The sequence below is a fragment of the Arthrobacter sp. Leaf141 genome, from assembly GCF_001424565.1.
In the GTDB taxonomy this organism is placed as follows: Bacteria; Actinomycetota; Actinomycetes; order Actinomycetales; family Micrococcaceae; genus Arthrobacter.
The window spans coordinates 31,575-44,579 of sequence record NZ_LMOL01000039.1 but is presented as its reverse complement, the minus strand read 5'-3'; the positions used below and the strand labels follow the sequence as shown (position 1 = coordinate 44,579).

12 protein-coding genes and 1 pseudogene are annotated in these 13,005 nt (G+C 65.3%); 5 read left to right on the top strand and 8 right to left on the bottom strand.

Features of this window, described 5'->3' with window-relative positions; translation table 11 throughout:
* The 6 genes and pseudogenes from ASF72_RS17750 to ASF72_RS17725 all read right to left on the bottom strand — a co-directional run.
* Window positions 1-258: pseudogene (locus ASF72_RS17750) on the bottom strand (pyridoxal 5'-phosphate synthase lyase subunit PdxS); the annotation flags it as partial.
* Between the two features lie 152 nt (window positions 259-410).
* A complete protein-coding gene (pgsA, locus tag ASF72_RS17745; RefSeq protein WP_050684431.1) occupies window positions 411-1,034 on the bottom strand; it encodes a phosphatidylinositol phosphate synthase in 624 nt (207 codons plus the stop codon).
* Window positions 1,027-1,611: an HIT family protein gene (locus ASF72_RS17740; RefSeq protein WP_050684430.1), complete on the bottom strand. Its 585-nt coding sequence runs from the start codon at window positions 1,609-1,611 to the stop codon at window positions 1,027-1,029. Before ASF72_RS17740 ends, pgsA begins: the two co-directional genes overlap by 8 nt.
* 17 nt (window positions 1,612-1,628) lie before the next feature.
* The gene (gene thrS / locus ASF72_RS17735) at window positions 1,629-3,638 is read right to left on the bottom strand and encodes a threonine--tRNA ligase (RefSeq protein WP_056601091.1); all 2,010 of its coding nucleotides are present in this window, start codon (window positions 3,636-3,638) and stop codon (window positions 1,629-1,631) included.
* Between the two features lie 116 nt (window positions 3,639-3,754).
* Window positions 3,755-7,240 (bottom strand): DNA polymerase III subunit alpha, encoded by a 3,486-nt coding sequence (locus ASF72_RS17730; protein ID WP_056601090.1) that lies wholly within the window; start codon window positions 7,238-7,240, stop codon window positions 3,755-3,757.
* A complete protein-coding gene (locus ASF72_RS17725) occupies window positions 7,237-7,593 on the bottom strand; it encodes a DUF6504 family protein (protein ID WP_050684427.1) in 357 nt (118 codons plus the stop codon). The genes ASF72_RS17730 and ASF72_RS17725 overlap by 4 nt, the downstream gene beginning before the upstream one ends.
* Window positions 7,594-7,719: 126 nt before the next feature.
* Here ASF72_RS17725 and ASF72_RS17720 point away from each other — a divergent pair, with 126 nt between their 5' ends.
* Window positions 7,720-8,109, top strand: a complete 390-nt coding sequence (locus ASF72_RS17720; RefSeq protein ID WP_050684426.1) for a hypothetical protein — start codon at window positions 7,720-7,722, stop codon at window positions 8,107-8,109.
* Between the two features lie 126 nt (window positions 8,110-8,235).
* Here ASF72_RS17720 and ASF72_RS17715 read toward each other — a convergent pair whose 3' ends face one another.
* Window positions 8,236-8,556: a chorismate mutase gene (locus tag ASF72_RS17715; protein WP_050684425.1), complete on the bottom strand. Its 321-nt coding sequence runs from the start codon at window positions 8,554-8,556 to the stop codon at window positions 8,236-8,238.
* Window positions 8,557-8,725: 169 nt separating this feature from the next.
* Here ASF72_RS17715 and ASF72_RS17710 point away from each other — a divergent pair, with 169 nt between their 5' ends.
* The 3 genes from ASF72_RS17710 to ASF72_RS17700 are packed head-to-tail and all read left to right on the top strand — an operon-like array spanning window position 8,726 to window position 11,795.
* Entirely contained in the window at window positions 8,726-9,901 is a 1,176-nt protein-coding gene (locus tag ASF72_RS17710; protein WP_162242821.1) for a hypothetical protein, read from the top strand.
* Window positions 9,902-9,903: 2 nt separating this feature from the next.
* Window positions 9,904-10,614, top strand: coding sequence for an ABC transporter ATP-binding protein (locus ASF72_RS17705; protein ID WP_231686005.1), 711 nt, complete (start codon window positions 9,904-9,906; stop codon window positions 10,612-10,614).
* The gene (locus tag ASF72_RS17700) at window positions 10,611-11,795 is read left to right on the top strand and encodes an ABC transporter permease (RefSeq protein WP_056601088.1); all 1,185 of its coding nucleotides are present in this window, start codon (window positions 10,611-10,613) and stop codon (window positions 11,793-11,795) included. Before ASF72_RS17705 ends, ASF72_RS17700 begins: the two co-directional genes overlap by 4 nt.
* 1 nt (window position 11,796) lies before the next feature.
* Here ASF72_RS17700 and ASF72_RS17695 read toward each other — a convergent pair whose 3' ends face one another.
* Window positions 11,797-12,558, bottom strand: a complete 762-nt coding sequence (locus ASF72_RS17695) for an SOS response-associated peptidase (protein WP_082484502.1) — start codon at window positions 12,556-12,558, stop codon at window positions 11,797-11,799.
* 142 nt (window positions 12,559-12,700) lie between these two features.
* Between ASF72_RS17695 and ASF72_RS17690 the strand changes: the two genes are divergently transcribed.
* A complete protein-coding gene (locus ASF72_RS17690) occupies window positions 12,701-12,958 on the top strand; it encodes a mycoredoxin (RefSeq protein WP_050684421.1) in 258 nt (85 codons plus the stop codon).
* Window positions 12,959-13,005 lie beyond the last annotated feature (47 nt).

Sequence of the window (13,005 nt, the reverse complement as noted above, 5' to 3'; positions counted from 1 at the left end):
ATCGATGATGGCGTCAATCATGTCGGGATCGGACATGCGGGAGACGCCGCCCTGGGCGCGGATATCGGCCGGAACGCGTTCCAGGGCCATCACGGCCACGGCACCGGCGTCCTCGGCGATGCGGGCCTGTTCAACGTTGACAACGTCCATAATGACGCCGCCCTTGAGCATCTCGGCCATGCCGCGCTTCACGCGGTTGCTGCCCGTAACGCTGTTCGCGGACGAACCGGCCCCGTTGCTTACATCAGGTGTAGACACAAAAACCCCTATGGGTAGATAGATGACCTTCGCCGGGTGTGCAGGCGGCCTTCGACGCACCTGCCGGACACACGGATTGCCGGATCCATTGATCGGGCAGAGCTAATACTAGTCCCACCACCGCTGGCCGGCTTAATCAGGTAACGGCTATGTTAATCGGCCGGTGAGGGTTCGGCGAAGGCCTGCCGGCGGACCGAAACCACCCGCTGGATGACTGTCACCAGGCTGGCCGCAGCGAGCAGGAGCAGCGTCACCAGCAGCACCACCGCTGGCAGGCCCAGGCCGGTGAAACCGGTCACCACCAGCACCGACACGAGGCGCTCCGCACGTTCGGCGATTCCTGTGTTCGCGGTGAAGCCCAGCGACTCGGCTTTGGCACGGGCATAGGAGACCACCATGCCCAGGACCAGGCAGACGACGGCGGCCACGGCGATTGGCGTATTCCCACCGCCGGTGAAGAACCAGACCGCCACCCCGGCAAAGAGCGCACCATCAGCCACGCGGTCCAGGGTGGAGTCCAGGAAGTTGCCCCACCGGCCCCCGGTTTCCTGCATCCTGGCCATGATGCCGTCCAGGACGTCGGAGAAAATGAAGGCGGTGATGAACAGCGTGCCCCACCAGAGCTGTCCCAGTGGATAAAACACCAGGGCACCCGCCACCACGCCCGCGGTGCCAATGACGGTTACCGCATCCGGGGAAACACCAATTCGAAGGAGCCAGCGGGCAAACGGGGTGAACAACGCGGTAAAGAACCCGCGGGCATGCCTGTTAAGCATCCGTCTCCCCGGGCCAGGCATCGGCCACCTGCTGGCGGACCTCGTCCAGCGTCTGGGTGATGGCTTTGGTCTGGGCGATGATGGGGAAGAAGTTCCCGTCGCCACCCCAGCGCGGCACAATGTGCTGATGCAGGTGGGCGGCGATTCCCGCGCCGCCCACCACACCCTGGTTCATGCCGAGGTTAAAGCCGCCGGGGTTGGACACCTTACGCAGCACCCGCATGGCCGTCTGGGTGAGGTCGGCGAATTCCGCTGTCTCCTCAACCGTCAAATCGGTGTAGTCCGGGATGTGCCGGTACGGGCACACCAGCAGGTGGCCCGGGTTGTATGGGAAAAGGTTAAGCACCACGTAGCAGGTCCGGCCCCGGTACACAATCAGGGATTCCTGGTCGCTGCGGCCGGGACCCACACAGAACGGGCAGTCGTTCTCGCCCTTGAACTGATGCTGGCCACCCTTGATGTAGGCCATCCGGTGCGGAGTCCACAGACGCTGGAAGGCATCCGGGACACCGGCGAGGTCGAAGTCGTCCGTCACTGCGGCATCACCGGGGTACCCGGCGCCTGTGTTCTCCTGCACGGTGCTGTTCCGTTCCCTTAGCTGGTCCGGTTACGGACGGCTTCCGTGATCCGCTTGACGGCTTCCGCGACCGGCACACCGTTGTCCTGGCTTCCGTCGCGGAAGCGGAATGAGACGGCCCCGGCATCGGCGTCGTCACCGCCGGCGATGAGCACAAACGGGATCTTGTCCTTGCTGGCGGTGCGGATCTTCTTCGGGAAGCGGTCGGAGGATGTATCCACCTCGGCCCGGATACCGGCCGCCTTCAGCTGGTCGACGACGTCGAACATGTATTCGTTGAACGTTTCCGCCACGGGGATGCCCACCACCTGGACCGGCGCGAGCCAGGCCGGGAACGCGCCGGCGTAGTGTTCGGTCAGCACGCCCATAAACCGTTCGATGGAACCGAAGAGCGCCCGGTGGATCATCACGGGACGCTGGCGGGTGCCGTCCGCGGCCTGGAATTCCAGTTCGAAGCGCTCCGGAAGGTTGAAGTCCAGCTGGATCGTGGACATCTGCCAGGTGCGGCCCAGCGCGTCTTTGGCCTGCACGGAGATCTTGGGGCCGTAGAAGGCTGCGCCTCCCGGATCCGGGACCAGGTCCAGCCCGGACTCCTGGGCCACCTCGGCGAGGGTCCTGGTGGCTTCTTCCCAGGTGTCGTCGTCGCCCACGTACTTGACGGGGTCCTTGGTGGACAGTTCCAGGTAGAAGTCGTTCAGGCCGTAATCCTTGAGCAGCCCAAGAACGAAGGTGAGCGTTTTGGTGAGCTCTTCCTTCATCTGTTCGCGGGTGCAGTAGATGTGGGCATCGTCCTGGGTCATGCCGCGTACCCGGGTGAGGCCGTGCACCACCCCGGACTTTTCGTACCGGTACACGGAGCCGAATTCGAAGAGCCGCAGCGGCAGTTCCCGGTAGGAGCGGCCGCGGGAGCGGAAGATCAGGTTGTGCATGGGGCAGTTCATCGGCTTCAGGTAATAGTCCTGGCCGGGCTTGCGCACGGTGCCGTCCTCGTTGAGTTCGGCGTCCACGTGCATGGCCGGGAACATGCCGTCCTTGTACCAGTCCAGGTGCCCGGAGACTTCGTAGAGGTGGCCCTTGGTGATGTGCGGGGTGTAGACAAACTCGTAGCCGGCTTCCACATGGCGCTGGCGGGAGTAGTCCTCCATCTCCTTGCGGATGATGCCGCCCTTGGGGTGGAAGACCGGCAGGCCCGAACCCAGTTCGTCCGGGAAGGAGAACAGGTCAAGCTCGACGCCGAGCTTCCGGTGGTCGCGCCGTTCGGCTTCGGCGATGCGCTCCTGGTAGGCCTTCAGGTCGTCCTTGGTGGGCCAGGCCGTGCCGTAGATCCGCTGGAGCTGCTGGTTTTTCTGGTCACCCAGCCAGTAGGCGGAGGACGAGCGGGTCAGCGCGAACGCATTGGAAATGAGTTTGGTGTTGGGCAGGTGCGGGCCGCGGCACAGGTCGCACCAGACGGTGGTGCCTTCCTTGCGTTCAACATTGTCGTAGATGGTGATCTCGCCGGCACCCACCTCGACGTTCACGCCTTCGCCTGCGTCTGCGGCGTCGTTTTTCTTGCCCAGCAGTTCGAGTTTGTAGGGCTCGTTTTTCATGGCTTCGCGGGCTTCGTCCTCGGTGACCACACGGCGGACGAACTTTTGGTTCTGGTTGACGATCTTGAGCATCATCTTCTCGAGGGTCTTGAGGTCCTCGGGGGTGAAGGGCTCGGCCACGTCGAAGTCGAAATAGAAACCGTCCGTGATGTACGGGCCGATGCCCAGCTTGGCGTCGGGGCGCAGCTGCTGGACGGCCTGGGCCATCACGTGGGCGGTGGAGTGGCGGAGCACGTCCAGGCCGTCGGGGGAATCGATGGTGACGGCTTCGATGCTGGCACCGTTGGGGAGTTCCTGGTCCAGGTCCTTCAGGACGCCGTCGACACGGGCAACAACCACCTCGCGGCGTTCAAAAAAGAGCTCCGCACCGGTTGTCCCGGTAGTCACCTTGGTCTCTTCGCCATCGACGATGAGGGTGATCTGCTGGGCATCTGACACGGGTGTCTCCTATTCAAAGTTGTAGGCTTCATAGCTTGTGGCATACGGGGACCACAGCCAGCCACCGTCAATGCTATCGGTTCCGCGGGGGGCCACCAACGCGGCACACTCGGGCATCAGCCGCTGAATCCAGTGATGGCCAGCGTGCGGCTGATGCCGTCCAGGGGATGTTCCACGTCAGTGCCGGGCCTGTTGGGGTCCGGGAAGGGCAACGATTCCGGCTGCCCCAGGTCCCAGGCCATGCTGGCGCTCAGGCTGATTCCGCGGGGGCCTGTGCGCCGGGTGGTGCCGCGGATCAGCAGCAGCCGGGTGCCAAAAAGGAGCAGCCCGGCGTTTTCCTGCGCCTCGTGGAAAAACACCGAATCGATGCAGCCGGTGCCGTCGTCGATGCTGATGAACACCACCCGCTTGCCGCCGCGCATCGGCGGGGTCTGGGTGGCGATCCGCACGCCCGCAACCAGGACCTCCGTGCCGTTACGCAGCGACAGCAGCTTGTCTGCTGTGGTCACGCCCAGCCTGTCCAGCATGGGCCGGTGGCTGTCCATCAGGTGGCTGCTGACGTCCATGGCAATCAGGTCGAGTTCTGCCCGGACGTTTTCCACCAGGGTGGGTGCAGGCAGGCCGGGTTTGATGTTCTGCAGTTCCACGTCCCCCAAGGGCAACGCAAGCTGTCCTTCCAGGACTTCGATGCCCTTCCGGGTTCCTTTGCCCTGCATCTGCTGCAGGTGGTGCACCAGGTCGGCCCGGTTGGCTGTTCCGCCGGCTTCGCGGTGCAGGAAATCGAACGCGCCAAGCTGTGCCAGCCGTTTGATGGTGGGTTTGCTGACCCGGGACCGTGCCCTCAGGTCGGCGAGGGAGTCAAAGGGCTGCCCCGCCACGATCCTTTTAAGTTCGGTGGCTGACAACCCGTAGATCCCGTTCAGGCTCAGCCGGATGCCCAGTTTCCCGGCGTCCTTTCCGGCGTCGACCCGCTCCACCCGGTATTGGGCACCGCTGCGGTTGATGTCCAAAGGCAGGATGGGAATGCCAAGGCGCCGGGCTTCCGCCACCAGCAGCCGCTTGGGATACATCCCGGGATCGTGCTCCCACAACCCTGCCAGGAAGGCCTCGGGGTGGTGGGCTTTCAGCCAGGCGGACTGGTAGGTGGGCACGGCGAAGGCCGCCCCGTGGGCCTTACAGAAGCCAAAGCTGCCGAAGGCCTTCAGCGTTCCCCAGACCTTGTCCACCACCTCCGGGGTGTAGTTGCGTTCCCTGGCCGCTTTGCGGAAGAAGGCCTCCACCAGGGGTTCTTTGGCTTCGTTACCCAGGGCACGGCGGAATTCGTCGGCTTTCGCCAACCCGCAATGGGTCATGACGTTAAAGGTCTTCAGGATCTGTTCGTGGAACACGGTGACACCGTGGGTTTCGGCGAGGACTGGTTTCAGGTCCGGATGGGGGTACACCTCCGGGGCGAACCCGTGCCGGTGCTCCAGGAACGGCCGCACCATGTCCGACTTCATGGGACCTGGCCGGAACAGTGAAATGTCGATGATGAGGTCGTTGAATTCCCGGGGCGCCATTTTGCCGATCAGCTCACGCTGGCCCGGCGATTCGATCTGGAAGCATCCCAGCGTATGGGTGCTCCTGATCAGCTCGAAGGTGGCCTCATCGTCCAGGGGGACGGCGTTCAGGTCAATGGCGCCGTCAGCGGCGATGTAGTCGGGTCCAGCCCCGTCCGGGCCTACCGGGTGGCTGCCGGCAGCCACCACCTGGGTTTTGGAGGGGTGGATGCGGATGATTTCCCGGACAGCGAAAGCCATGGCGCTTTGCATCCGGACCCCCAGGACATCAAGTTTGAGCATGCCCATGGGGTCCATGTCGTGCTTGTCGAACTGGCTCATGGGAAGGCCCAGCCCACTGGGTTGGACAGGGGTGCGGTCCAGCAGGGTGGCATCCCCCAGGATCACTCCGCAGGGGTGCATGGAGATGTGCCGCGGCAGCCGGTCCAGGCGTTCCGTCAGGTCAACCAGGAGGTCCAGCTGCTGGTTTCCGTCCGTGTCCCGCTGTTCAACCCGGCCTGCGAACTGGCGCAGTTCGGGTTTCTCCTGCAGCGCTTCCCGGAATTTCCGGGCGGAGAAACGCCACAGCTGTTTGGCGATTTCGCCCACTTCGCCGTCGTCCATGCCCAGCGCCATGCCGGCGTCCCGGACGGCGCCCCTGGCCCGGTATCCGTTCTGCATGCTCATGAGGGTGACCCGTTCCGAGCCGAACCGTTTGAAGATCCGGTGGTAGACGTTGTGCCGTTCAGCGCTTTCGACGTCGATGTCAATGTCCGGGAGGGTGGCGCGGTCCCGGGACAGGAAGCGTTCAAAGATGAGATCGTGCTGGAGCGGGTTCACCTGGCTCACATCGATCAGGTAGTTGACCAGGCTCGAGGCCCCGGACCCGCGCGCAGCGGCCCGGACCCCCATGTCCTGGATCATCCGGGAAACCTCCGCCACGGTGAGGAAATAGGCGGAGAAGCCGAGGTTGCTGATGATGCCCAGCTCGTGCTCCAGCCGGTTTTTCATCTCGGCCTCCTGGCTGCCGGCAATGCCGGGGAACCGCCGGGTAATTCCGGCCTCGCAGCGTTGGGCCAGTTCGGTATGCGGGTGCTGGCTGATGCCAAGGACCGAGGCCTCAGGGACCACCGGCTGCTTCCATCCCATGTCGGTGTGCGGATCCATCCGGCACCGATCGGCGAGCGCCTCGGTTTGTGCCATCAGCTGTGTGAGGTCCGCTGTCCCGAAGCCTGAGGCGGCAATGACTTCCTTGCCCAGGCGGAGCATCTGCTCCCCCGTTTTGAGCCAACCCTGGCCTGTGGGTTGCAGGATGGGTTCAGCCGCCAGCTCGGGGAGGGATTTGAGGGTCCGGGCAGAGTCCAGCACATCAGCGGTGGGTGCACCGTCAGCGCCGCAGTAACGCACCGCGTTGGTCAGAATGGCCGGGACGTGGTGTTCCTCCGCGAGCCTGAGCATCCGCACGGCATGTGCTGTGCTGAGGGGCATGCCCGGGGTGCTGAGCTGGGTGACAATCTCGGTAACCACAGTTCCGGCCGGCATGGCATCGAGCCAGGCTTTGAAGAGTGTGCGGGGCCGGAGGTACCGCCTGCCGCCCATGGCCCGTCCCACATCCGAGTCGGGACCGATCAGTACAGTCAGGACGGGTTTGAGGGTCAATGGGTCCAGGGTGCGTGAAGCCAGTTCCGCCCGGGTGACGGCGACAGGAACCGCTCCCCCGGCTTTTCCGGACGTGCGGGCATGGGCGTCCGAGACCAGCCGGCACAGGGCCCGGTACCCGGCGCCGTTATTGTGGCCCCGGGCCAGGACCACCACCCGTCCCGCCACCTGGGTGCGGTGGTCGCCGTCGTCATCAAAGACGGCGAGGTCCACCCCCACGATGGCATCCAGGCCTTCAGCCATGCATGCCCTGAGGTGCTTGATGGTTCCGTAGAGCCCGTCCCGGTCGGTGCAGGCGAGCGCGGTGGCCCCGTCAGCCTTGGCAGCCTGTGCCAGTTCCTCCGGCCATGACACCCCGTAGTGGGCACTGAAGGCGGTGGAAACGTGTAAATGCGTAAAGCTCATGCTGTTTTGGGACCCGAGGTGTCGTTGAGGCGCAGGGCATCGTGGATACGGAGGAGCCGCCATCGGCCACTGGCGGCGTGCCGGGTGAGGTCGAGGGTGAGCGGTTCCATTGGAACAGGAGTGCTTTTCCCGGCGGGCGGGACGGGAACCACCTGGATCCGCCAGATTTCGTGATCCACCATCCCCGGCCCGCTGCCCAACGGGACGCGGCTTTCCTCAGCCCACCACTGGCGGCGTTCATACCAGCGGACTGATTCGGCGCAGACGGAATAGGAGCGTCCGGACCACAGGACGCTTTCCGGCTGGCCGTCCGCCGAGCAGGCTACGTCCACGGATTCGCTGAACAAGCCCATGGTGCCTCCTGACCCGCAGATTGGATTTATTCGAATATGTGTTCGAATAAATCCAATCCTACGCTCCCCCATGGCCAAAACATAGGCAGGGTGGACGGACCGGGCGGCAGGGAGCAGGATGGTGCCATGAGCACCCATGACGCACTCCTCAAGCAGGTCAGCATCGAAGCCCAGGACGCCACTTTGGTGGCCACTTTCGAGGTGGAGGGCAATATCCCGGGTTCCGGCGCCTATGTGGTGGGGCTGGTGGCGGCCAGTCCTGACTACTCTTCCCAGCGGCGGCTGGGCATTGAATTCATGAACGGCGAACCCATCGCGTTCTACTCGTTCAGCCATGAGCAGGGCACTGAGGAGAACTACGACCTGGCCGGGGTGTCCCATTCAGGCAGCAGCATTACCGGCAACTTCCCCATGGCTGCGGTCCACGGCCTGGGCAAAGGCCATGTGATGTCCGCCTTCAGCGACGCTGACGGGCGCGAATTCCAATCGGGGGTTCCGGTCCGGGAGGCACTCTGATATATGCCGCAGTCCACCTCGTTGCGCTATCACTTTGGCTCCCCAAAAGCCGATTTGGGGACCATAAGTGATAGGACAACGCAGGGGGTGGGGCAGGCAGGTGAAGCGGGCAGCTGACCGGAAGGGTCAGCTGCTTTCCTTGTGGACACGCATTTCGAGTTCGATGAACCCGGAAATCATGGCGCGGTACGTGGACTCAACGATGTCCGGATCGATGTCCTTGCGTTCCGCTGCGGTACGGACGTGTTCGATGATCCGTTCAACGCGGCCCGGCGCGCGGACCTCCGCGTCATCACCCTTCAGCGTTCCGGCGATGCGGATCAGCCGTTCGCGGCGGGCGATGAGGGTGACAATCTGGTCATCCACTTCGTCTACGGCAATCCGGACGGCAGCGAGCTGTTCCTTGTCGGCGAGGGCATCCCGGTCGTTTCCTTGAATTGTTGCCATGCTCCGAGGGTACCCAAGCATCCCCTCGGGAGTCGACTTCCCCCACGGATCAGGCGCAGCCGGGTAACGCCGCACGTATGACAAAAACCCCCACCCCACCAGCAGGTATATTCTCCGTATGCATCTCCACGACGCAATCCCGTGGAGGTAAAAATATTGGGGGGAAGCAATGAGAATATTCCGGCGTGTCATCATGCCCATCGCCTGGCTGGTGGTTTTTGCAGTCATTGCCGTGGCATTGGTGAAGATCGCATTCGTGGACGGGCTCAGGGCAGAACCTGCCCTCGCCGGTCCTGCCGCCACCATCGCCACACCGGTGTTCCAGGCAAGCCGCACCACCGTCACAAACCGGGTGGAAGTCGAAGCGACTGTCCAGAGTGACGCCGCGGCCGATGTCCGCAACACGGTCGCAGGCACCGTCAACCACGTGTTCCTCGAGCCCGGCGCACCCGTACGCAACGGCGACCCGCTGTTCCAGGTGCGCAGCGAGGTGCAGCCGGAGGCAGGAACTGCGCCGGCAGCCGTCGCACCGGCCGGGGGAAACGCGGAGCAGGACTCTGCACCGGCGATGCCGGCCGCCGCGAAGCCCACGTACACCTACACCAACGTGCTGGCTGCTTCCACCGGGGTGCTGAAGACCCTTACCGTCATCATTGACCAGCAGGTCAGTGTGGGCGAGGTTGCGGGCACTGTGGATCCGGGCACTTTCACCGTCAGCGGCACCGTAGACGCTGCCCAGCAGTACCGGCTGCTGGCCAAACCAGGTTCAGCGGAGATCAGCGTGATTGGCGGTCCCGCCCCCTTCAGCTGCGCCGACCCTGTCCTGACCAGCATCGCCGCTGCGTCCGAGGGGTCCGGCTCCGGTGGCACCGCAGGGGTTGCCCGCTCTGTTGCCGCAGCCATCATGCCGGTGCCGGGTAACGGGGCGCCCGCGGCCGGGGGTGCCGCCACCGGCCGGCTGAGCTGCCCTGTTCCTGCGGACATCACCGTTTTCGCCGGGCTCGGCGCCACCATGACGGTCACAGCCGGCGAATCCGTGAACGTCATCGCCGTCCCGTTGACGGCCGTCCGGGGCACTGTCGCTGATGGCATCGTCTGGATGGCCGCCCCGGCCCCCGAAGGTGCGGCAAACGGTGCTGCCAACGGCACTGCAACCGGCGCCGACGCCGCAGCACCGCCCGCAGCCGAACCGGAACAACGCACCGTCAAGCTGGGGCTCAACGACGGCGCCATGGTGGAGGTGGTCTCCGGCCTGGCCGAAGGCGACGCCATCCTGGAGTTCGTCCCCGGCGCACCCGGCCAGCCCGACGCCGGCATTCCCGGCGCTTACCCCATGGGCGGCTGAGCGTGGCTGAAGAACTGATTGACCTGGCCGGCGTCACCCGTTCGGTGTTGCTTCCGGACGATCAGGAGCTGCACATCCTCCGTGGGATCACCCTGAGCATCTGCAGCGGTGACCACACGGCCATCATCGGCCGCTCCGGCTGCGGAAAATCAACGCTGCTGAACCTGCTGGGGTTGCTGGACCTGCCTACTGCCGGTGAGCTGACGTTTATGGGCGTCCCGGCCCGGCAACTCAGCGGCAATGCCCGGGCCAGGCTGCGCGGCAGCTCCGTTGGCTTTGTGTTCCAGCAATTCAATCTCCTTCCCGGCCGAAGTGCCCTGGAGAACGTGGTCACCCCGCTGATGTACGCCACGGGCCGGGATTTCTGGAAACGCAGGGAACTGGCCATGGACATGCTGGACCGGGTGGGCCTGTCCCACCGCGCCGGCACCCATCCCGCCCTTTTGTCCGGCGGTGAGCAGCAGCGCGTGGCGATTGCCCGGGCGCTGGTCCGGCGGCCGCGGCTGATCCTCGCCGACGAACCGACGGGGGCGCTCGACGTCGATACCGGCCAGGCGGTCATGGCGCTCCTTGACACCGTGGCGACGGAGTCGGGTGCGGCTTTGGTGACCATCACCCACGACGTTAACGTCGCGGCGCTGGCCAGGTCCTGCTACCGCCTCGACCAGGGCGTCCTGTCCGCCCTTTCCGTCCCTGCGGCGGCAACGGCATGACCGGCGTTGTCTCTGCCCTGCTGGAAGCCTGGCAGGAGCTTCGAATCAACAAAACCCGCATCCTCCTGGCCCTGGTGGGGGTGGCGCTTTCCGTTGCGGCCCTGACATCGGTGGTGGGCGTGGGCAACCTGGCACGGGAGGGCCTGACGGCGAATTCCGAGCGGAACGGCGGCCGCTCCGCCACGTTGGGTGTTGGGGTGTACGGCCCCACGGCTCCGGACGCGGCGACGCTCACCGCCGCCTACCAGGCCATGGTGGCCCGGTACGGAATCGATTACTACACCTCGGTGGACCAGGCCGAGAACGGCTTCCAGTTCCCCACCGGAGTGCGCAGGGTCCAGTTGCAGGTGGTGGACCCCGGGTACGGAACCATCCACCGCCTCACCTTGGAACAGGGCGGCTGGTTCACTGCGGGGGACGAAACCCGTCTGGCGCCGGCCGTGGTGGTCAATGAGGCGTTCTACAACCTGGCCGGCAGGCCCAACCTCACCACCAACCCCGGCGTGGGAATCCTGGGCGCGGGCCCGGCGACGGCCGTCATCATCGGCGTGGTCCCGGACGACTGGGAGCAGGCACCGCCGTCGGCCTTCATCCTTAGTGCAGCCGCTGCCGCCGCGGACATCCCGCTCAGCGGGTCCGGGCAGTTCAAGTTCTGGGTGGGCCAGGAGCAGGCTGAGCCGTTGAAGGCCGCCATCGCCTCCGATCTTCAGGCGCAGTTCCCCGGCATGCATATCCAGGTGGACAGGGCGGACTACGCCAGCCAGGGCGACCCGTTTGCCGTGGTCCAGCTTGCCGTGGGCGGCATCGCCGGCCTGGTCCTCCTGCTGGGGGCCGTGGGGATGCTCAATATCTCCATGGTCACGGTCCGCTACCGGGTTCGGGAAATCGGCATCCGGCGCAGCTTCGGAGCCAGTTCGCACCGCATTTTTGTGGGTGTCATGATGGAGTCCGTGGTGGCCACGGCCTTTGCGGGCGTGCTGGGCGTGATGGTGGCGGTGGCCGTGGTCAAAAACCCCTGGGTGGAAAAGACCATAGCGCCCGGGCTGAGCACCTATCCGCCGTTCCCGGTGGACGCCGCACTGCTGGGCCTGGGCTCAGCCGTCCTGGTGGGGGCCCTTGCGGGAGCGGTTCCGGCGCTGGTGGCCGTGCGCGTCAAAGTCATTGACGCCATCCGCTTCTAGCCTAAAAGAGCGCTTCAACGGGCCGGATCAGTTCCGGCCCGTTGTTGCGGACATTGCCCACGGCGGTCCCCACGGAGTCGACCTGCCAGTCCGCCGCCACATCCACGACGCCGGCCCGCACCAGGTCCACGAGCCCTGCGGCGTCGGTGGCGTCCGGCTCCAGCCAGGCGTCCATGGTTTCGGCGCTCATGGGCAGCGGCACCCTGTCGTGCAGCGCCGTCAGCTTCCCGAACACCGTGGACTCGCTGCCGGGAGGCGGCGTGTCAGCGGTCAGGATGGAGGTGGTGAGCAGCCACTGGCCCGGCTCCCCCGCCGGAACGGACGGATCCTTCCACCATTCATACAGTCCGGCGAACACCAGGCCCCTGCCCTCGCCAGGGTGGACGTAGTACGGCTGCTTGGCCTTGCCCGTGCCCTGCTTCCACTCGTAATACCCGTCGGCGGGGACAGCGCAGCGGCGCGATTTGACCGCCTTGCGGAACGCAGGCTTTTCCAGCACGGTTTCGCTGCGGGCGTTGATCATCCGGGAGCCGATGCCGGGGTCCTGGGCCCAGGACGGCACCAGGCCCCAGCGCGCCACATGCAGCTGGCGCACCTGCCGGGGCGCCGCGGCATCGTCCTTGATGCGGTCCAGGACAATGGGGACGGCGTCGGTGGGCGCAACATTCCACGACGGCGGGATGCTCACCTCATCCTCCAGCTCGGCGTCGAACTCCGCCAGCAGGTCCCCCACTGCCCGTGCCATCACATAGCGTCCACACATTGGACCAGCATGCCATCGGGGGCTGCCGGTGTCATCCTGCACCGGAGCCGGCCGGATCCCCTGGGGAATATGCTGGAACGCGCTGCCGTTGACGGGAGCAGGACCCTGACAGAGGCCACAACACAACGCTTAGGAGAATTCCTTGGACTTCACCCCCGAATCCGGCACGATCACCATGTTCTCCACCACCTGGTGCGGCTACTGCAACCGGCTCAAGAAGCAACTGGACGCGCAGGGCATCGGCTACACCGAAATCAACATCGAGGAAGTGGACGGCACCGCCGAACTCGTCGAACAGCTCAACGGCGGGAACCGGACGGTCCCCACGGTCCTGTTCCCGGACGGCACCGCGGCCACCAACCCTTCCGCGGCGGAGGTCCGGACCCGCCTGGCGGCCTGAACGCACCACGGCGCCGGCCGCACCGGCCTCATGTGATAGACAGAACG

Bases quoted from the DNA above. Each gene is read 5' to 3' on its own strand.
- ASF72_RS17725 (WP_050684427.1), bottom strand. From the start codon at position 7,593: ATGGGCTTGTTCAGCGAATCCGTGGACGTAGCCTGCTCGGCGGACGGC.
- ASF72_RS17720 (WP_050684426.1), top strand. From the start codon at position 7,720: ATGAGCACCCATGACGCACTCCTCAAGCAGGTCAGCATCGAAGCCCAG.
- ASF72_RS17730 (WP_056601090.1), bottom strand. From the start codon at position 7,240: ATGAGCTTTACGCATTTACACGTTTCCACCGCCTTCAGTGCCCACTAC.
- ASF72_RS17715 (WP_050684425.1), bottom strand. From the start codon at position 8,556: ATGGCAACAATTCAAGGAAACGACCGGGATGCCCTCGCCGACAAGGAA.
- ASF72_RS17700 (WP_056601088.1), top strand. From the start codon at position 10,611: ATGACCGGCGTTGTCTCTGCCCTGCTGGAAGCCTGGCAGGAGCTTCGA.
- ASF72_RS17710 (WP_162242821.1), top strand. From the start codon at position 8,726: ATGAGAATATTCCGGCGTGTCATCATGCCCATCGCCTGGCTGGTGGTT.
- ASF72_RS17695 (WP_082484502.1), bottom strand. From the start codon at position 12,558: ATGTGTGGACGCTATGTGATGGCACGGGCAGTGGGGGACCTGCTGGCG.
- pgsA (WP_050684431.1), bottom strand. From the start codon at position 1,034: ATGCTTAACAGGCATGCCCGCGGGTTCTTTACCGCGTTGTTCACCCCG.